Annotated in this window: 19 protein-coding genes and 2 pseudogenes; 3 read left to right on the top strand and 18 right to left on the bottom strand. The window is 48.1% G+C overall.

Features of this window, described 5'->3' with window-relative positions; genetic code table 11:
- Positions 1-42: 42 nt before the first annotated feature.
- The 4 genes from rlmD to ACWGOO_RS07030 all read right to left on the bottom strand — a co-directional run bounded on the left by rlmD (position 43) and on the right by ACWGOO_RS07030 (position 4,057).
- Positions 43-1,677 carry a 23S rRNA (uracil(1939)-C(5))-methyltransferase RlmD gene (gene rlmD, locus ACWGOO_RS07045; protein ID WP_452482075.1) on the bottom strand — a complete coding sequence of 545 codons (1,635 nt, stop codon included), beginning with the start codon at positions 1,675-1,677 and terminating at the stop codon, positions 43-45.
- Between the two features lie 249 nt (positions 1,678-1,926).
- Complete coding sequence (locus tag ACWGOO_RS07040; RefSeq protein ID WP_452482074.1) at positions 1,927-2,808, bottom strand: diacylglycerol kinase; 882 nt, start codon at positions 2,806-2,808, stop codon at positions 1,927-1,929.
- A gap of 185 nt (positions 2,809-2,993) precedes the next feature.
- Entirely contained in the window at positions 2,994-3,767 is a 774-nt protein-coding gene (locus ACWGOO_RS07035) for a sirohydrochlorin chelatase (protein WP_452482073.1), read from the bottom strand.
- Positions 3,767-4,057, bottom strand: coding sequence for a YerC/YecD family TrpR-related protein (locus ACWGOO_RS07030; RefSeq protein WP_452482072.1), 291 nt, complete (start codon positions 4,055-4,057; stop codon positions 3,767-3,769). Before ACWGOO_RS07030 ends, ACWGOO_RS07035 begins: the two co-directional genes overlap by 1 nt.
- Positions 4,058-4,285: 228 nt before the next feature.
- Between ACWGOO_RS07030 and ACWGOO_RS07025 the strand changes: the two genes are divergently transcribed.
- Positions 4,286-4,813: a tyrosine protein kinase gene (locus ACWGOO_RS07025; protein ID WP_452482071.1), complete on the top strand. Its 528-nt coding sequence runs from the start codon at positions 4,286-4,288 to the stop codon at positions 4,811-4,813.
- A gap of 6 nt (positions 4,814-4,819) precedes the next feature.
- Here ACWGOO_RS07025 and corA read toward each other — a convergent pair whose 3' ends face one another.
- From corA to ACWGOO_RS06990, 7 genes are all read right to left on the bottom strand, one after another.
- Complete coding sequence (gene corA, locus ACWGOO_RS07020) at positions 4,820-5,779, bottom strand: magnesium/cobalt transporter CorA (protein WP_452482070.1); 960 nt, start codon at positions 5,777-5,779, stop codon at positions 4,820-4,822.
- 157 nt (positions 5,780-5,936) lie between these two features.
- Positions 5,937-6,110 (bottom strand): GNAT family N-acetyltransferase, encoded by a 174-nt coding sequence (locus ACWGOO_RS07015; RefSeq protein WP_452482069.1) that lies wholly within the window; start codon positions 6,108-6,110, stop codon positions 5,937-5,939.
- 463 nt (positions 6,111-6,573) lie between these two features.
- Positions 6,574-7,302, bottom strand: coding sequence for an amino acid ABC transporter ATP-binding protein (locus ACWGOO_RS07010; protein ID WP_452482068.1), 729 nt, complete (start codon positions 7,300-7,302; stop codon positions 6,574-6,576).
- A complete protein-coding gene (locus ACWGOO_RS07005; protein WP_452482481.1) occupies positions 7,295-8,704 on the bottom strand; it encodes an amino acid ABC transporter substrate-binding protein/permease in 1,410 nt (469 codons plus the stop codon). The genes ACWGOO_RS07010 and ACWGOO_RS07005 overlap by 8 nt, the downstream gene beginning before the upstream one ends.
- Before the next feature lie 279 nt (positions 8,705-8,983).
- The gene (locus ACWGOO_RS07000; RefSeq protein WP_452482067.1) at positions 8,984-9,973 is read right to left on the bottom strand and encodes an anion permease; all 990 of its coding nucleotides are present in this window, start codon (positions 9,971-9,973) and stop codon (positions 8,984-8,986) included.
- Positions 9,974-9,987: 14 nt separating this feature from the next.
- Positions 9,988-10,602, bottom strand: a complete 615-nt coding sequence (locus ACWGOO_RS06995) for a DUF47 domain-containing protein (protein WP_452482066.1) — start codon at positions 10,600-10,602, stop codon at positions 9,988-9,990.
- A 192-nt stretch (positions 10,603-10,794) separates the two neighbouring features.
- Positions 10,795-11,850, bottom strand: coding sequence for a DUF3048 domain-containing protein (locus ACWGOO_RS06990; protein WP_452482065.1), 1,056 nt, complete (start codon positions 11,848-11,850; stop codon positions 10,795-10,797).
- 116 nt (positions 11,851-11,966) lie between these two features.
- Here ACWGOO_RS06990 and ACWGOO_RS06985 point away from each other — a divergent pair.
- Positions 11,967-12,287: pseudogene (locus tag ACWGOO_RS06985) on the top strand (DoxX family membrane protein); the annotation flags it as partial.
- A gap of 487 nt (positions 12,288-12,774) precedes the next feature.
- On the opposite strand, the gene ACWGOO_RS06980 reads toward ACWGOO_RS06985, so the two are convergent.
- The 3 genes from ACWGOO_RS06980 to ACWGOO_RS06970 all read right to left on the bottom strand — a co-directional run bounded on the left by ACWGOO_RS06980 (position 12,775) and on the right by ACWGOO_RS06970 (position 15,127).
- Positions 12,775-13,566 carry a dioxygenase family protein gene (locus ACWGOO_RS06980; RefSeq protein ID WP_452482064.1) on the bottom strand — a complete coding sequence of 264 codons (792 nt, stop codon included), beginning with the start codon at positions 13,564-13,566 and terminating at the stop codon, positions 12,775-12,777.
- A gap of 92 nt (positions 13,567-13,658) precedes the next feature.
- Complete coding sequence (locus ACWGOO_RS06975) at positions 13,659-14,483, bottom strand: alpha/beta hydrolase (protein ID WP_452482063.1); 825 nt, start codon at positions 14,481-14,483, stop codon at positions 13,659-13,661.
- 344 nt (positions 14,484-14,827) lie between these two features.
- Positions 14,828-15,127 (bottom strand): hypothetical protein, encoded by a 300-nt coding sequence (locus ACWGOO_RS06970; RefSeq protein ID WP_452482062.1) that lies wholly within the window; start codon positions 15,125-15,127, stop codon positions 14,828-14,830.
- Positions 15,128-15,324: 197 nt separating this feature from the next.
- Here ACWGOO_RS06970 and ACWGOO_RS06965 point away from each other — a divergent pair, with 197 nt between their 5' ends.
- Complete coding sequence (locus ACWGOO_RS06965; RefSeq protein ID WP_452482061.1) at positions 15,325-15,753, top strand: hypothetical protein; 429 nt, start codon at positions 15,325-15,327, stop codon at positions 15,751-15,753.
- Between the two features lie 141 nt (positions 15,754-15,894).
- On the opposite strand, the gene ACWGOO_RS06960 is transcribed toward ACWGOO_RS06965, so the two are convergent.
- From ACWGOO_RS06960 to ACWGOO_RS06945, 4 genes and pseudogenes are all read right to left on the bottom strand, one after another.
- Positions 15,895-16,827, bottom strand: a complete 933-nt coding sequence (locus ACWGOO_RS06960) for an ABC transporter substrate-binding protein (RefSeq protein ID WP_452482060.1) — start codon at positions 16,825-16,827, stop codon at positions 15,895-15,897.
- Between the two features lie 92 nt (positions 16,828-16,919).
- Entirely contained in the window at positions 16,920-17,945 is a 1,026-nt protein-coding gene (locus ACWGOO_RS06955; protein ID WP_452482059.1) for a FecCD family ABC transporter permease, read from the bottom strand.
- Positions 17,945-19,030, bottom strand: coding sequence for a FecCD family ABC transporter permease (locus ACWGOO_RS06950; RefSeq protein WP_452482479.1), 1,086 nt, complete (start codon positions 19,028-19,030; stop codon positions 17,945-17,947). The genes ACWGOO_RS06955 and ACWGOO_RS06950 overlap by 1 nt, the downstream gene beginning before the upstream one ends.
- Positions 19,031-19,230: 200 nt before the next feature.
- Positions 19,231-19,446: pseudogene (locus ACWGOO_RS06945) on the bottom strand (arabinan endo-1,5-alpha-L-arabinosidase); the annotation flags it as partial.
- Positions 19,447-19,660 lie beyond the last annotated feature (214 nt).

Below are 19,660 nucleotides of genomic sequence, written 5' to 3'. Positions count from 1 at the left end.
GAATGCAGGAACATATTCAAATTGCTCTTAAACCCTTGTACATTAATGCTTCTGATCTCGATATATTACTACCACGCACTCCACGTGCACCGTGTGAGGGAACATATCAACGGGCTGCACTTCCAGTGTATGGTACCCGCCATCCTCCAATATCCTTAAATCCCGTGCCAGCGTGCTCGGATTGCAAGACACATAAACTACACGCTCTGGCTGCATCTCCAGAATGGTCTCGAGCAGGCGGGGATCGCAGCCCTTACGGGGTGGGTCGACGACGATGACGTCGGCGGTGATACCTTGCTCTTTCCAAGCGGGGATGACGTCTTCGGAAGCGCCTACCTCAAACTTCACATTGCGCATATTGTTCAACAGCGCATTACTCCGTGCATCCTCAATCGCTTCTTTGACGATCTCCACCCCATACACCTGATCCGCATGCTGAGCGAGGAACAAGGAAATGGTGCCAATGCCGCAATATGCGTCGATCACCGTTTCTTTACCCGTGAGTCCGGCATATTCAACGGTTTTGCTATACAGCACTTCAGTTTGAACAGGGTTCACTTGATAAAAGGATCTCGCGGAAATAGCGAACTGGACGTTCCCGATGTAATCGTAGATCACGTCACGGCCCCATAGTACGCGGGTTTCGTCACCAAAAATAACGTTCGTTTGCTTCGTATTCACGTTCTGGCAAATGCTTGCCACGTGCGGAATATGCTCACGAATACTGCCAATCCAGGCATCTGCGTGTGGGATATCTCGCCCATTCGTGACGAGTACCAGCATCATTTCACCTGTACGAAAAGCAGTCTTGACGACGACATGGCGCAACAGCCCGCGTCCGGTTTCCTCATTATATGCGCTGATGCCCAGCGTCCGCCCAATCTCTTTGACACGTGCAACGACCTCGTCGTTACGCTCATCCTGAATGAGACAGGTGTCCATATCCACAATACGATGACTGCCACGTGCGTAGAAACCGCCGACAAGTCCGCCTTCGGTGACACCGATCGGCACTTGGGCTTTGTTACGGTACCTCCACGGCTCGCTCATGCCCAGTGTTGGGTGTACCTTTACCACACTCAGCTTCCCGATACGCTCCAGCACGTCCACGACATGCTGGCGTTTCCAGCCCAGCTGCGCTTCGTAGCTCATATGCTGGATCTGACAGCCGCCGCACTGATCATAGATGTCGCAGGGAGCTGCAACCCGGTCAGGGCTTGCCTGCACGATATTCAGCAGCTTGGCATAGCCATACTGCTTTTTCGTTTTCAGCACCTTTATCCGCACCTTTTCACCTGGCAACGCGCCCGGAACGAACAGCGTAAAGCCCTCAACACGCCCCACTCCTTCGCCGTCGTGGTTCATGCCGATAATGTCCATCACGGCTTCATCGTTTTTTTGCACAGGCAGATCGGTACGCTCTACGCTGACTCGGTTACGATTGGACGCATCCTGACTTCGTCCACCACCGGAAGAACGACGAGACCCTCGACCCTTTTCCGATCCCTTCCATTCCCTTTCCTGCGCACTTCCATTTCCGCTTCCAACTCGGAGCTGCTGGCCCTGTCCTTGTCCTCTTTCACTGTTCATCGGCACGGTCTTTTTCTGTGGTTTCCCTTGAATCGGAGCTGCTGCATTCCGGCGGCTTTTTCCACGTCCGCTACGGTTAGTCGTCATTATAGATGTCACTTCTTTCTGATAATCTTTTCAAGCCTGTTTATGCTCATGATTGGCATACAACCCCATATATAATCACACGGCCATTGCTCTACACATTAACGCCAGTATCGTGAACTCGAAAATGCCGTTACTCCCCACGGAGAACGGCAAGAACCGATATCGTCACAGCGAAAAATAACTTCCAACTCTACATTCCATATACTGTACTGTCCTGCAATAAGAAGCGAAAACACTCACCGTCATTCCTTACCGAAAAACATTCAAATGCTGCGGCAAATTACGGAAAGTCGCTGGCAGGGTACCACCTAGTTCGCCATCCAGATTAAGCTGGACATAGCCGGGCGAGATAACTTCCATGTAATCTGTTTTAAAATAAACGATTTTCTTATCCTGCAAATGCTCACCACGCAGCGCGAGTGTTACGAGCCGAATCATTTCCGCCAGATTACATTTGCGCACAGCGATCACGTCGAGCAGCCCATCATCAATGGTCGCGCCGGGCGCCAGCTTTTCAAATCCACCTACCGAGTTCGTATTAGCAATCAGGAAAAGCATGAACTCGTCGTGTATCACTTCCTGACCCGATGCCTTGATAATCAGCTCTTGCGGGGCAAGGCTGACCATTTTCTCCATACCCTTAAAATAATAAGCCAACTGTCCAATCATCGTTTTCAGCTTGCTCGGCACTTCATACGTAAGTTCGGTCAAAGTACCGCCGCCCGCAATGTTAATAAAATACCGATCATTGGCCTTACCGATATCCAGTGGCTTCGGATTTTGACGAATAACCAGATCACAATAATCCTCCCACTGCCTCGGTATCCCCAAAGCTCTGGCAAAATCATTCGTCGTCCCTAGCGGGAATACGCCCAAGGGCGGACGGTTTTCCTTTTCGGCCATCCCGTTAATAACTTCGTACAATGTACCATCCCCGCCTGCGGCGATGATCATATCATACCCACGCTCAATGGCTTCTGCTGTCGCACGAGTTGCATCCCCTTCGCCCGTAGTTGCATGGCAAGAGGCTTCAATACCACCTTCATCCAGACGCTGCAAGATGTCCGCAAGGCGGCGTTTCATTTCCTCACGTCCAGAGGTCGGATTATAGATCAATCTAGCACTTTTCATTCCCGTTACGCCACCCGTATATTTAATGATATTTATGTTTATATTCTCATTCATCACATTCACTCTATACAAAATATCATCATACTGGAAAAAGGCCTCTTTTACAATAAAAGAAGCCAACGCTTACCTAAATACAGAAATTTAAGGATATGATAAAGCTGTAGCTAAACCAAGCGGCCTGTTGCTCAATCTTGCTCCTGCATCCTTTGCAGCAGTTCACGAATTTGCCCGTTCATCCAGCTTGTGAACAGGGGATGCGGCAGCAAAGGATCTCCCGAATAACGGTATTCAAGCCCTTGTAATCGCCCAGGAATGATATGGCTTGTAAAATATCCCGAGCTTAAAAAAAGCGGCGCTACAATAACATCATGACCTCGCTCCTGCTTCCAGTACGCTACCTTATCATATACACCCTCAGGATTCAGCAAGGCATAGTCCGTAGCGATACTACTCACCCTTTGCACCGTAAGGGCTAACGAAGAAATCCCTCGCTCCCAGCGCTGAAAAAATCCATCATGCACACTGCCATGTCCCACGAGCAAAATAGTCTCACTCGCAGGGTTGACCGACAATGGGCTAACCTTGTCCCACACCATGTGAGCTACATCTTCTCCGTCATCCAACGGACTGCCAAAATGCACACGCCCCTTGATCCGAAAAGGCTCCAAATCCGTTTCTTTGTCTGGCGCATCCTTGACCCCCAGCGCATAACTAATCTCATCTACATGTGTGCTGCCGGACGACATAAATAAGGGCACAACCAGCAAATCTGTCACACCTAGGGCTTCCAAACGGTCAATACCATCCTGAATCAATCTTCCTTTAACCGTTTCCAAAAATGAAACCTCTAACGGCATGTCCTTTGGCAAATGAAGCTTTGCGGCTGCTTGATCCACCTGTTCCACCCAATACGACTCCCTTGAGCCATGGCTAATGACCAGCACCCCTGGGCTTCGCATTAGCGACCCAGACGCTCAAGTGTCAATTTATAACCGTCATTACCATAGTTCAGGCAACGTTTAACACGGGAAATCGTAGCTGTGCTGGCACCCGTCTCTGCTTCAATCTGATTATACGTACTGCCTTTGCCCAGCATACGGGCAACTTCCAGACGCTGAGAGAGGGATTGAATTTCATTAATCGTGCACAAATCATCGAAGAATACATAGCACTCTTCCAAATTTTTTAAAGTTAGGATGGCTTCGAACAATTGATCAATATTTTTATCATTAAGCTTTTTGAGCTGCATGGATTATCATCTCCCAAGGTTACGATCTATCCCCATTGTACTTGAGGAATAGTCGCTTTTTCAAGCGTTAACGATTTCACGCATCACAGAACAGCATTATTTTTCAGGAGAATCGTACTATGCTTGAGCCCAAATCCGCTTTTATACATGATTTCGGGACACGCGCCTAAACCCACTGTGCGTTTGTAACATACAGTAGAGTATCAACCTGCAAAGGAATGTGATCTCATGCCTGGACACTACTATCATCGGAGGCCGCCACAGCGTTCCCTTTCCGATCCGTATAATTCATCTCCGTATCCGGGACTCGACTCGTACAGCGATGGTCCGCAAGTCGGTTCCTCCGGACTCGTGCCTTATGAGGCGCCATCAAGTATTACAGAATCCGCCGCCGTGGTCACACCTGATCCGGTCCCAACCAAAGGAGGACTGCTCGGCAGTCTCGGCGGTCTCGGCAACCTCAGCAATCTCGGCGAAATTAAAGGCTTCATTGACCGTATGGGCGGCATTGACGGGATTGTCGCTACTTTCAGCAAGGTACAAAAAGTCATATCCAGCGTGCAGCAGTTTGCTCCGATGGCGAAGCTGATTATGGGCTCGCTCCCAGCATTCGGAAAATCTGCGAGCAAAAATTCTGAAACGGGAATCGCTGAGGAATTGGATGAATATAAACCACCACGTCCACGCCAGAAAAAAACGCAGCGCAAAAGCACTACGACCCCACGCAGACGTCCGAGCAAGCGCAAAAGAAAGTAGGCTATTTTATTTAAACCAGCCCCGACGCATAAACCAGATTACCATCACTGCACTTAATATGAACATGAAGAACAGCACTCCAAAATAACCGTATTTCCAGCCCAGCTCGGGCATATACGAAAAATTCATACCATAGATACCCGCAATCAGCGTCAGGGGCATAAAAACAGTCGTGATGACGGTCAGCGTTTTCATGATTGAATTCATACGGTTAGAATTTAACGAAATATAACTGTCTCTCAGGTCGGCTGTCATCTCGCGGTCGGCCTCCAGCATGTCGGTAAGCTTCAACAGATGGTCATAAATGTCCGTAAAATAGGCCATATGCTCCCCTTTATCCTGTACATGCTGCGAATTAAGAACCCGGTACATCAAATCCCGCATCGGCACAATCGTACGGCGCAGCTTGAGCAGCCTGCCTCGCAGGGCAAATACCTGCTTCATCAAGTCCTCCACCGATTCACGCCCACCCAGGCTCTCCAGCTCTGCCAGCTCATCTTCAATCATGAACAAACTCGGGAAATAGTTATCCACCAGCTTGTCCACCACTGTATAAGCCGCAGCCAGCGGCCCACGCGACCAAATTTTGCGTTCATTGGCATGCTGGACAATCCGTTCCCAAGCCTGATCCAGCTCCTCCAGTTCATGATGATGGTATGTCACCAAGAAACGACTGCTAATAAACATATCCACTTCTTCTGCATCCAATGTATCTACATCCAGCGCATGTACGACCAGAAACTGAACATCCTCGTAATAGTCCAGTTTTGGGCGTTGCAGAACATGCAAACAATCTTCAACAGCCAACGGATGAAAATGAAAATAACTCGTCAGCAGCTTCGATTCATGATCGGTAGGCTCGCTAAAATCCACCCACATCCATATATAATCCTCCATGACGATCTGCTCCAGCGACTGCCCCACTATCACCTGATGATCATGCCCTATAGTCAATGTACGTATCACCGTACAACCCCCTCGCCTAACACTACTGTCATCGATTCTATTTACATTGTATATAAGCTATTTAGCGTTATACAAATCTTAAGCCCCGTATTCATGTTTCATACAGCCAAATAAAGAAAAGGATATCTCCGGGCCATCATAATCCCCCAAGATATCCTTATAAGATATAATTCCAAGCCATATCATTCTCTTTTGCCCAAGCTTCCGCTTCCTGATTTAGCGCCTTGCAGATGCCTTTATTACGATGTTTTGAATCCATCACAAAAACAACGATACGATCATATCTCTGCTTCATTTCCTCTACAGATGTAGGATAATCAAGTTCCTCCATCAATAAGCCAAAGCCGGAATATCCTCTTGTCTAGAAGTCCTGATCTTCAAACTACCCACTTCTTTGAAGGATATTACATAAGGATTTATATAAGGTAATAACGACTCTCTCTTACAATCAAAAGATCACATCTAGCCATGTACCTACTCACTAACCACACTTTAACCGAGCCCATTCACTCCCAGCCTACTATCGGCAGCAAGCACCGCGCGGCGCATCCTCTCCCCCTGCAACTACTCATTCAAAAGTGAGGCAGGCTTTTGCGAAGAAAGGAGCGGGTTTAGCGAGTAGTAGCGCAGCGGTTCATTTGAATCTGAAGAAGCGTGAGCGCTCGCCTTTGCCCCCGGATTTCTCCAGCCATGAGCTTATTCAGGAAATCCGGGGGCAACAGCGATCGAAAGATCAAATGAACCGCGGAGCGTCTCCCACGCGCGAAAAATGCTCACCACAAACCCTGCCCCACTTACAATACTTTCTCCAAGAAACTAATCGTCCGCTCATTTTGCGGATTACCGAACACCTCTTGTGGCGTTCCTTCCTCCACGATGTAGCCGCCGTCCATGAACACGACACGGTCGCTTACTTCGCGTGCAAAACCCATCTCATGCGTCACGATCATCATCGTCATACCTTCATGGGCCAGATCGTTCATGACGCCGAGCACTTCTCCGACCATTTCAGGATCAAGCGCTGAGGTCGGCTCGTCAAACAGCATAATATCCGGGTTCATTGCCAGCGCGCGTGCAATCGCCACACGCTGCTTCTGACCGCCGGACAACTGCCCTGGCAATGCATCTGCCTTATCGGACAAGCCCACTCGCTCCAGCAGCTTTAACGCGGTCTCCCGTGCCTCTGCCTTGGACTGTTTCCCCAGCTCTGTCGGCGCAAACATAATGTTCTTGAGCACCGTCATATGCGGGAATAGGTTGAAATGCTGAAACACCATACCTATATTTTCACGGACCTTGTTAATGTCCACACTCTGGTCACTCAAGTTGTAGTCATCCACGATGACCTCGCCTTCGGTAATTTCCTCTAGCATATTCATACAACGTAAAAACGTACTTTTCCCCGAACCCGAGGGGCCAATGACGCAGACAACCTCGCCTTCCTGTACTTGCATATCAATGCCTTTCAGTACTTCGTTACTGCCATAGCTTTTTTTCAGGTTCTTGACGATAATTTTACCCACGGCGAACTCTCCCTTCAAGACGGTTGGAAATTTTGGTCAGGACTGTAATGACGATAAGATACATCACCGCAACCACCAGCCAAATATCAAAGGATTGGAACGTCCGCGCAATAATGATCTTACCCGATTGGGTCAATTCGACAAGACCGATAACGGACAAAATCGACGTATCCTTCAAGGTAATAACCAACTGATTGATAAACGACGGGATCATGATTTTCACAGCCTGCGGCAAAATGATTTTAAACATAGCCGTCCGGTGTGGCAAACCAAGAGAACGAGCCGCTTCCATTTGTCCCGGATCAATGGACTGAATACCGCCACGGATGATCTCCGTCACATAAGCTCCCGCGTTCAGAGACAACGTCAGTACGGCCGCGACAAAGAGCGGCATTTTAAAATCCAGTACCTGCGGAATCCCAAAGTAAATAAAGAAAGCAAGTACGATCAGTGGAATACCACGGAATATATCAACAAAAACTGTTGCAATACCACGGAACAGTTTATTGTGACTCACCTTCATAAAGCCGAACACCAGACCCAACACAAAAGCTACGAGCAGGGATACGAGCGTATACAGCAGTGTATTTCCCATTCCTTTGATCAGCGAAGGCAGGGAAGCGGAAATAAGTTCCCAGCGACCACGCTCTACAGTTGCCGCACCTTTGCCTGATTTACCCAGGTACTTGGACATAATTTTGTCATATTCCCCGCTGTTGCGAAGATTCACAAGCCCTGCATTAAATTTCTCCACCAGCTCCTGGTTTCTGCCTTTATTGACAGCGAAACCGTAGGAACCGCCTTTTTCCTTATCCGTCACAAGCTTGAGTCCATTATTCTGTGTCACTCCGTATGCCAGCACCGGATAGTCATCAAAACATGCAACTGAGTTTCCAGTCTTAACCTCATCGTACATTTGAGAGGAATCATCAAACGGAACTGTAGTAAAGCCATATTTGGCCTTAATGGACTCTGCGAACGTGTAGCCTTCTGTTCCTGTTTTGACAGCAACACGCTGCCCTTTCAGATCCTCATAGCGTTTAATCGTATCATTATCCTTACGGACCGCCATGACCACACCTGAATCAAAATACGGTTCAGAAAAATCGAATTTTTGCTTACGTTCATCTGTAATACTCATGCCGGCAATGACGCCGTCCACTTGATTCGTTTCAAGGCCCTGTACTGCCGCATTAAAGCCAAGAGGCTTAATGGTATAGTCAAAATTCTGATCCTTGGCAATAGCAGCTAGCAGATCCATGTCAATTCCTACAAATTTACCATCTACATCTTCAAACTCAAAAGGGGCGAACGTTGTATCCGTGCCGATATCATAATTTGTTTTGTTTTCGGCATGTGCCACTACGCCAAAATTACCGACCAGGGCAACTACAAAAATCATACAAGTTATGAGCGCTATTAGTTTTCCAGATTTTTGCATAAGTTCCTCCAGTCCGTTGAACGGTTCAAAGTTTTCTGTTTATTGTACAGGAGTTATTAAAAATTGACTACTTTGATGTCAGGTATTTTTTAAAAATATTCCATATACCTGTCTTGATGTGTAAGGTTTAGAAGACCTGTTTTGCCCTTGTAATGCCAATAAGCCCCTGCCGCAAGAAGCGAACAGAAGCTTATTGTGTATCCTATAGTGTGTACTTATTTTACGAGAAATAATGATGAACTAAAAAAGAATTTTGAAAATCAAACTTGACAATAAGGCAGAAATTGGAATCGTAATAACCCAAGTAATTACAATTCGACCAGCCAGCGACCAACGCACAGCGGAAAAACGCTTCGCAGCACCAACACCCAAAATAGCCGAAGTAATGGCATGAGTGGTACTTACTGGTAAATGAAGCAGTGTGGCTGTGAAAATAACCGAAGCTCCGGAAATATCAGCAGCGAAGCCATTAATCGGCTCGATTTTAAAAATCTTGGTGCCCATCGTCTTGATGATCTTCCAGCCCCCAATAGACGTACCGAGCGCCATAGCTGTTGCGGCCGAAATTTTAACCCACATCGGCACTTCCAGATGATCCTGATAACCCGCCGAAACGAGTGCAAATGTGATAATCCCCATTGCCTTCTGAGCATCATTCGTACCGTGCGTGAAGGATTGAATTGCTGCCGTAATGACCTGCATCGTGCGAAAACCTTTGTTCACTGTATGTGGACTGCGTTTAGCGAAGATGTATTTCAATATCATCATCACAATGTAACCGACAACAAAAGCAATCAGCGGGGAGAAAATAAGTCCCTCAACAATCCCGATGAAGCCGCTCCAGTTCAATTTCTCTGATCCCGCACCTACATACACCGCCCCGGCCAGCGCACCAATCAAGGCGTGGGAAGATGAGGAAGGAATACCGAACCACCATGTGAGCAGATTCCAGATAATCGCTGCGATCAGTGTCGCAATGACGATATCAATCCCGTTCGTAAGCTTGGTAGGGTCAGCGATACTGCCACCAATCGTCTTGGCAACCCCTGTAAACAATATGGCTCCCAGAAAGTTCATGACTGCAGCCATAATAATCGCACGACGCGGCGTCAGCGCACGGGTAGATACCGAGGTTGCGATAGCGTTCGCCGTATCATGAAAGCCGTTAATAAAATCAAATGCCAGAGCAAGAAAAATAACAATACCCAATACCAGTAAACTTGTATCCATGTAAAAGGACTCCCTTACGAGTTACGCATAATGATGGATTCCAGCATGTTTGCAACATCCTCGCATGAATCCGTTGTCGTTTCTAGGCGTTCATACAATTCTTTACGTTTAATCAGTTCAATAGGATCTGTTACAGTTGCAAACAGGTTTTTGATGCAAATACGCAACAGCTCATCCCCCTGATTTTCCAAATCATTCAGGCGAATGGTGTATTCACGGATGGCCAGCAGCTTCTTCTGTGAAAGCAAATGTACAGCCTTCTGAATTTCATAAGCTGACTGACGCAAAATATCAGCGAACTGCACAATATACTCGTCCGGCTCCGTAATGTTGTACATATAAAAACGAGAGGCCGTCGCTTCCAGACCGTCCAGCACATCATCCATGGTCGTTGTCAGTTCCATGATGTCGTCGCGTTCCAGCGGCGTAATGAAGGTCTTGTTCAGCTCAGTAATAATCGTGTGTGTGTAATCATCACACTTATTTTCATACTTCTTCATTTCATTAGTAAACAAAACCACATCTTGAAGATTTGAAGTATGTTGGGCAAAGTAATCGGCTGCTTGCACGATTGTATCTGCCATATTTTCCAACGTCTCGAAGAATATATCCTTTTTCTTCAATTTCATTAACGATTACCCCTTTACGAAAATATCCGCAACCTGTTTCGACTGCATTAGACAACCTTTGCTATCTTATCACACTCATCAATGTTTTTGTAAAGTTTGTAAAGGCAAATTTCACAATATTAAGTATACATTGCCCGACAAGGAAGTACATTATCCGACAACCTTTACCTTAAAAGGCCGATTCCGGATACCTCACTTTGCTTCTACACTCACATGCTCGTTCAGCGAAACGTCCGCCGGAACCGCATGTATATAGGATGTACCTGGCACCAACGGAATTTCAACTCCATTTTTTATAAAACGAATAGCATCACCGGGCGTATGCTGCCACTCAGCGTGTATCAGCCGTCCCTTTTGAAACACCATGGCCTTTCCACTGCCATTCAGCTCAACGCTCAATCTGCCTACATCATCCAGCGTTTGGTGCCTGGTGCTCATCACAATGACATTGGCCGCAGAGAGCTGCTTGTTATTGTTTTGATCCACATGTGACATTTCGTTCACAAAACGCTTATATTGTTGATCTGACGGATCGTAGGTGTAAGATACCTTGTAGCTTTTAAGCAAAAAACGGATTTGTAAAGATACTGCATCCTCGTCTCCCATGACCGAGGTCTCTCCGGATTTAAGATAGTTATATACCGGAACCACCGTCTGCTTGGCGTAGCCTTTGCTTTCGCTTCCTTGGCGAAGTCTGTTCACATCTGTATACAGATTGTGTGGAGGACGGCGATCCTTGCTTCTCCAGAAGTAAGCTCCTCCATTCGAAATCTCATCCAGATGCTCCTTTCGCTGCTGTTGTAAAATCGCATAGGCATCTGTACTTCCTCCGGCATGTATTGGCAATGCCCCATACGTTTCACCTAGTTCAATCAGATACGGCCGAATGCTGCGGACCGGGCCTATTTTCACATTTCCGCCATGACTTTGGAAAAAAGCTACCAAACGGGTAATTCCACCTTCCGCGAGAACTTCATATACCATGTCCGCCTCGCTAAGTCCCGCCTGAGGCCGTGCGGCTGGAGCGTTATTAATCATAATGGCGAGCGGTCGTTCCAGAACAGGCTGCTTCACCGGAAGGCCGGTAAGCGGAGCTGTACATGCTGGAATAGTCGATTCCTTGAGCGGCTCAAGCGCCTCCGGCTGTGTTTCTTGCTTAGAACAAGACATCATGGTCATACATAGTAAAACCGAGGTCATCACACGCAACCATTGGCTTCGATTGAAAGTGGGCCCGGACAAGTTCATCCCTCCAGTTAAACGTTTTTCTCATTATAAGCGTTATTTCCTGTTTTTGTCCTGATTGAAACACCTCATCTCTATAGAATACTTATCTAAAGAAATTAAAAATTTAAAAAATATTAATGTGGCTGCTGACTGCAATACGGAGTTATCTGGGATATGAATGGATGAGTCATGGACTTGAGAAGCTGACTGGCGGATTCGATGCAGGCGGATTTATCTCGGGGGCCATTGCTAAGACAGGCGGAGAACATCCCGCTGTACAAGGCTGGTGGGGATCGTTCCTTGAAGCCTTTGCCCTGCCAAATGTCGGTCTGTTCAACGTCCTGATCCCACTGGGTGAGTTTCTGGTCGGAGTTGGCCTGCTTCTCGGTACATTGACTACATTAGCCGCTCTGATGGCAATGGTCATGAACTTCTCATTCCTGTTCTCGGGCACAGTCCTTCCTGCGTGGACTGTTTCGTAAAAATAAAGATACCTTTCCAGCGCGAACCCCGCTCGAAAAATAGCTTAAGCTACCAAAAAACAACCGTTATTCTCCGTGCTAATGGTTGTTTTTTTGAGCAGCTATGCTGCTGACTTTCTTTTATATCCGATTCATTATTTTTCCAAACGTTTACAAGTTGGATACAACCCGGAATGCTCACGATACATTATTTCTATACCTTCTACGGCACGAACAATACGCCATTATTCGATTATGATACCAAGAAGTCATCTTACGCCAAAAAGGGATATCAACGGTGATTCAACGCAACAGTGGCTCAGCTAGTCCTTATGTACAAAAACTAAAAGCCTTCGTAGCGCTACTGGATCAAAACAGGGATAAACGCACTGCACAGGTATCTGACTGGCTGAAAAAGAACGTACCCACACAAAAGAACTTCCATTCCCACTAGCCATGTGGATTCGGAAGTTCTTTTTCACATTTACGTATCACGTTCTTGACCGAAAACCCAACAATTGAGACTCAGTGAGCCCAGAACATAGGACTGAAAAAGCTTCTGCGCCGAGCGCTGGTCATCCGCAGCCCCCATCGCGTAAAACAGCGGTGAAAAATGCTCTATCCCATAAGAGGGAACCGCTTGTTTGGCATAAGGAGCCTTTTTATCATATTGGAACAGATGACGCAGATTCCAGTCCTGAAGCTGCTGCCCGATCCAGTCATCATATTGAACCGCCCAATCAGCTGGCTCATTCGTCTGTGTGAGTGTCCGCAAGTTGTGGACCAATCCTCCGCTACCGATGATCAAAATCCCCTGTTCTCGCAACGGTGCCAGCATCCGCCCAATCTCGTATTGCTCCTGCGGAGCGCGCCGGGAATCAATGGAAAGCGGAACGACCGGTATGTCCGCATCAGGATATACATGCCGCAAAACCACCCATGCTCCATGATCCAGTCCCCGGTTCCGTACCGGCTGGTGGAACAGGTTATGCTGACCGAACAGATCGTCTATCTCCTCATACAGCTTCGGATCGCCTGGTGCGGGGTAATTGAGTGTGTACATTTGTTCAGGAAAGCCATAGAAATCGTGCAACGCTGCATGCTGGTCATCCGCGCCGATACATTGATCAGCACTATCCCAATGCGCGGAAAAAATGACTATTCCTTTGGGTCGGGGCAGGCTCGCGCCCAGCTCTGCAAGAAAGCTGGTGTATGCATTGTTTTCTAAAGCCAGTGTCGGTGAACCATGCGCAACAAAAATTGAGGGTAATGTCATCGCTGCCAACCTCCACACGCCAGTATAGTGTTACTCTTCCATTTTACTCCGTTGGGGGCGCAATTTTCAATACAATCCGTTACAGCCTGAAATCAGATCATCCAGTGCTGCCAATCCCGCTGAATATTCTCCTGCTTATCCAGCCATTCCAGCGTCCGGTCGATCAACTGCTGCCGTTCTTTACCGGAAGAGAAGGTGTGATCTCCCTGAAAAATAATCTCTTTGTGGCAACGTCCCTCTGGACGCATCCAAAATACCTTTTGAAACAGGGACGCATAGTCCACAGGAATGATATCATCCGAGGTTCCGTGAATAACGAGCACATCTCCGTTAAACTTGACGGCCTCCTGAAACGGCTGGAACTGGGCAAGCGACTCGAAATAAGCAGGTGTGAACTTATAACCCAAATAGTCGGCCTGACCGCTGTTCACGGACTCATCGTACACGCTCCGCTCTGTAATTTTAACAATGTCATTGAACGGATAGCCGACCGCCGACCAAAGCACCAGATTTTGTACCCTCTTGTCCCGTACCGCTGTGAGAAGGGCGACCGCGCCACCCAGACTGTGACCGATCAGTGTCACCTTGGTCGGGTCGATATCTGCACAATTCACGGCATAATCAAGCACGGTGCGTGTCTGATTAATCATCGACTCCAATCCTTGCTTGCCGTATTCACCCGTGCTTTCCCCGCAACCGGCATAATCAAAGCGCAGGACAAAATATCCTCCTTCCGCAAGCTCACGTGCAGCCTTCACGAATAACCGATCTACCCCCATACGATTGCCCACAAATCCGTGGCATATCACTATCAGCGGTATCCGTCTCTGACGGTCTTCTTCATTCGGATTGCTAGGATAATGAATCGTTGCGGCCAGTTCCTCATTTTCAAAGCGAATTCCAATGTGCCGTTCCATCACGATTGCCCCCCTGTTTCAAGCTTCACCGTCACCAAGCTGCTATGCTGCATTGACAACCCTACCTTGCGAAGCTTCTTGTAATAATTAATAATTGGTAATTAATGACTTAAAGCGAATATGTCAAACGTATATTGTAACATGGATGCTCAGCAAAATTTTCATTCACCTTAATCCCGATAAGTTTAATAGTATTTATGATAGATTCAGTCTATCATTGCCCTACTTCCTTGTCAACCTGTCAGTTATAACGGAGAAAAAGCGAACAAATGGCGCTCCCCGCAACGATAACGGAGAACGCCATATTACGTTTATCAGTGGGTAAATCAACTTCATCCAGCAGACTATTCGTAGCTGTTCCTGAACATTTCGTGGGTCTTCGTGCGCCCCTCCCACTCCAGTATGCAAGAGGCACCGCTATTCTGATCCTCATGCCATAAGCTGCGGTAGCTCTCTTCGCCCAGATCCCCTGCGAACTCGGTATCCTGGGCCCATTCAGCATCGTTCAGAATACGGTACGTCGGGAATGCCCCCTGAACGTTCCGATGACTCACGTTCACAGGCGAGGCCTCCACGCTGTTTGTAACTGGAGCGGCCTTCAGCCGTTTATTAACCGTATAATCCGCCTGCTTATCCAACTTCATGATGCCACATCCTCTCCACATTTACATTCAGGATGCTCCGCGTGCTCATCCTTTATCCAGTTTGAGGAGAATGCAGCGGTAATATACATTCGGCAGATAAAGCCTTTTGCCATCCACAGCTTGCTCACGTATACTGTTTTTGTTACGGATTGGCGGTTCCGCCAGACCGTAATACGCCCGCAAAGCAGGAGGAAGCCATGAATAAAGCCAAAAATTATACGCTTATTGCATGGATTGCCTTGTCCATGTTTTTTTTGACACAAGCGATCATCGGATGGTTCGTAATGTTCACAGGCAAAGATGTCACTCCTTTTGAAAAAGTTAACCTGTCCACCCTGATCATCATCGCCGCAGGAGCCATCCTGCTGGTTGAAGCCCTGATGAACTTTATGGACCGCCCGGAAGAAGGAGAGAAAGCACAGCAAGACTGTACGCCCGTGAAGCCCCGCATAGACCTCAAGTCCATCTTGCTGTATGTCGTGTTAGTCGTGATCATTCTGGTCGCAGGGTTGGCCCTGCGCAGCGTACTGCCCGTGTTCAGCATTTCACCCTGGGTGAATCTGATCCTTGCCGCCATCGGCTTTATCGGTCTCAAGCCGATTTTTTTACGCAAAAAACGTTCATAACCCGCAATTCTCATTTGTACCGGAGCTGCCCGATTTTTGTTTGCGGCGGCTCTTGTGGATATTTTATAACTCGCCAAAAAGCCGTATTCCCCGCCTGCACTAAGATGCATTAGGAAATACGGCTTTGATGTACGTTAAAGCTTATTTGGAAAAGAGTTGCTCTGCATTATCCAGAGCGATTTTGTGTCCCATCGCCGAATAGTCCAGCCAAGGCTGTCCGCTCAGCATGTAGACATGACCCTGCTTCACTGCTTTGAGTCCTTGCCATACCGCGTTTCCTTCCAGTTGCGTGTACACCTTTTGGGCATCCGCGCCTTTGCTGATTATGACAAAGATCGCATCGGCATCATAATCCGGCAAAACCTCCTGCGATACGACCTGATATGCCTTGTTGATCTTTTCCACACCCTTGGCTGGCTTCAAGCCTAAATCCTGATACAACAGCGGACCTATCGGGCGCTTCATGCCCATTACACGGACTTCCTTCGCCGTAACACGAATAGCCATTACGGTTCCGTCGCCGATTTTTTGATGGATCAGCTTTTTAACCCGTTCCTGTTGAGCAGCATAATCTTTCAGGAAAGCATCTGCCTGGGCTTCACGTTTGACCATAACGGCTATTTTTTTTAGTTGGTCCTTCCATGTGCCCTCGTTCAGATCGAAGACCTCGGTTGGAGCGATTTTTTCATACTTGGCAACATCGGTTCCCGAATATTTTTTGTCTAGGAAAATATAATCAGGTTGCAGCTCCAGTACGGCTTCCATATCCGGGTCTGTGACAACACCCAGCTTGCGGGTATTTTGAAGACGGTCTTTTACATGCGGCAAAAAGTCCTTAACATCTCCGCCAATGACTGAGCCAGCCGGAGTAATGCCCAGCGCCAGCAGATTGTTCGTCAAATGAATAGACATGGAAGCAATGCGCGAATCCGCGCTGACCGTTTTCTCACCGTTGTCCGCCGCTTTCGTATCCGCAGCTTTGTTGTCTGCTGCTTGTCCACAAGCGGACAGCATCACCATGCACAAAATAAGAATCATGCCCGCCCATGAGCGCTTGAGTCCATTTTTTCCCATATTTATTCCTCCTAGTCATAGAAGCCCCATATTATTTAGAAAGCTTCAGCTTGTACGTTTATGTACCTATTCCATCTGTCATTTTCCATCTATCATTTCGTACGGGACAGCAAAAATAAAAAATACGGAGCCCCTACCACAGCAACCACCACACCCGCCGGAATCGCATTCGGCTGAAACACAGAACGTCCAATCGTATCCGCAAGGACCAAAATGACGATTCCGACAAAGCAGGCCACCGGCAGCAAATGCTGATACATTGGCCCAACCAGACGGCGAGCCAGATGAGGCGCAATCAGCCCAATGAAGCCAATGCCTCCAGCCATAGACACGCTGGCGCTGGATAGAGCCACGGCTGCACCCAGCAGCAACAGACGCTGACGCTTCACACTCGTGCCGATTCCAGCCGCCGTCTCGTCACCCAGCGACAGATTGTTCAGGCTACGCGTCTGTGACAGAACATAGGGCAACACAATAACAATCCACGGCAGCAAAGCCACCGCATGTATCCAGTCCCGGCCCCATACGCTGCCAGCCAACCAACGTGCGGTGAACGCGTAAGTATCTTCATCAAGCCGCAAGGACCAATACAGCGTTATAGCGCTGAGACCCGAGGCTACACCAATGCCGGACAGGATCAGACGCACAGGCACGATTCCTCTGTTCCGGTTATACGACAACAGCACAATCAGCACCGCCGCCACGACACCTCCTGCAAAAGTAAACAGGGGGATCAGCACGGCTGCCGATCCTTCAAGATCACGAAAAAAACTGACGAATATCACCAGCCCCAACGCAGCTCCCGCGTGAAGCCCCAGCACCCCCGGGTCAGCGAGTGCGTTCCGCGACAAGCCCTGCATAACAGCTCCGGCTGCTCCCAATCCAGCCCCAGCCAGTATCGTTACAACGATACGCGGTAGACGGTATTCGAACAGGACGATATGATCACGCCCGCTGCCACCGCCAAACAGTGTATCCAACACACCCAACGGTGGAATTCGAATTGTGCCAGTATTCAAACCCAATACCATGACGGCAAAGCTAATCCCCGCCAAAACCAAGCAGACGAGCAAAGCCTTTGTCCTTCTTGCATCCCCGGTTCCTAAAGAGCGACTCATTATAAATCCCTCCTTTCCTTACGGGCGAGAAAGAGGAAAAAAGGTACCCCGATAAAAGACACCATAATTCCAATAGCGAGCTCCTCGGGCGGATTCGCCATTCTCGCCCCCAAATCAGCCAACACCAGCAGCACAGCCCCCAATAACGCAGACAGCGGTACAATCTGGCGGTAATCCACACCAATCAGCTTGCGGGCGACATGCGGAATAACCAGCCCTACGAAGCCGATGGCCCCGGCTGCGGACACGGACAACCCGGCCAGTACCACCACGGTCAGCAAACCCAGCAGCCGGATACGCTTGAGATTTAATCCAAGGTTCAGCGCCACCTCATCGCCCATCGAAATCAGTGAAATAGAGCGTGCCAGCCCCATAGACCAGGCAATCACAATCAGCAAAATCGGCGCAAGAATCTCAAGCTGCGACCATTTGATCCCTGCGACACCACCCGCATACCAAAAGGCTAAATCCTGACTCAGATCAAAATAAATCGCAATTCCCGAAGTCATAGAGCCTAGCAGAGCAGCCGTCACTGCTCCGGATACGGTCAGTCTCATCGGCGTCAATCCCCCAGGCGCGAAAGCTCCCAGACCAAATACCAGCAAGGTGCTCATCAGCGCCCCGAGGAATGACAATACGATTAACGTCCCATAAGAAAGATTGGGGAAAAAGGCAAAACTCACAGCGACCACGAACATTGCTCCTGCGTTAATGCCCAGCACACCTGTATCTCCCAGCGGATTGCGCGTAATACCTTGAATCAGAGAGCCTGCTACCGCCAGTGCAGCTCCGATGACAGCCGCCCCCAGCACACGCGGCAATCTCAGCTCATGAACGATCTGATGTGTCATCAATGAACGATCATAGTGAAATACCGCCGCCCATACCGTACCTAAGGTCAAGTCCTTGGCTCCAAGGGAAATCGCGGCAAACATGGACAAGGCCAGCAACACAGCAGAACCTATGAATAGCAGCGCCTGCCGAATCCGGCCCGCCCGGAGTAAAGGACGGGCTACAAAGGCTACTTCGGGAGCTGTGCCTTCTGCCCGAGCCGCATGTTTGTCCGCTCTGCCTTTAAACTGCATTCGTGAGGTCACTCCCTCCATACCTGAAACCACCATAATGCTCATAACGATTGCGATAATGATAATTATTATCAACTTGATTCATAATAGCATGTTTCTATGACATTGCAAGCCCAAAAACTACTCCTCCTATGGAAGAACCATTTTTGGATATACCTATGTGAGATCGCTATACAGATGACTCCATGTAGCCACATTTTTTAGTACGTAGGCCAACCTGCGGAGCCACATTTCACATTTCAGATCACTAATCAGTAGCTTTGGATTTCCGTTATCAGTGGCATCATAGGCATGACAAGCAATCACACTATTGTTATAAATAGACTGACTGCCTGGTCCTTCCAACGATCATTGCCCGCATCCAATACGATTCCGCCGCCATCCATCCGTTTTTTACCACTCTTGTCCACATAAGGATTCACCCATATATTAACCTATCAACTTCAGTTTATAAACGCTTTATTTCAAATCACAACAAATTTCCAAATTACGCATAATGTTCTTCATACAAAAGAAGGAGCCCTAGGGCTCCTTCCAGGCTGTCGAGAAAGTCTCGACAGCCTATTTTATGTTAATTTTGTTTAAGACGACACCGCGTTAATGTTGTATAATATAGGTAACTATTGTAGA

This window comes from Paenibacillus sp. NPDC055715 (assembly GCF_053617595.1).
The sequence above is the reverse complement of the archived record's forward strand: the minus strand, read 5'-3'. Positions and strand labels throughout refer to the sequence as shown.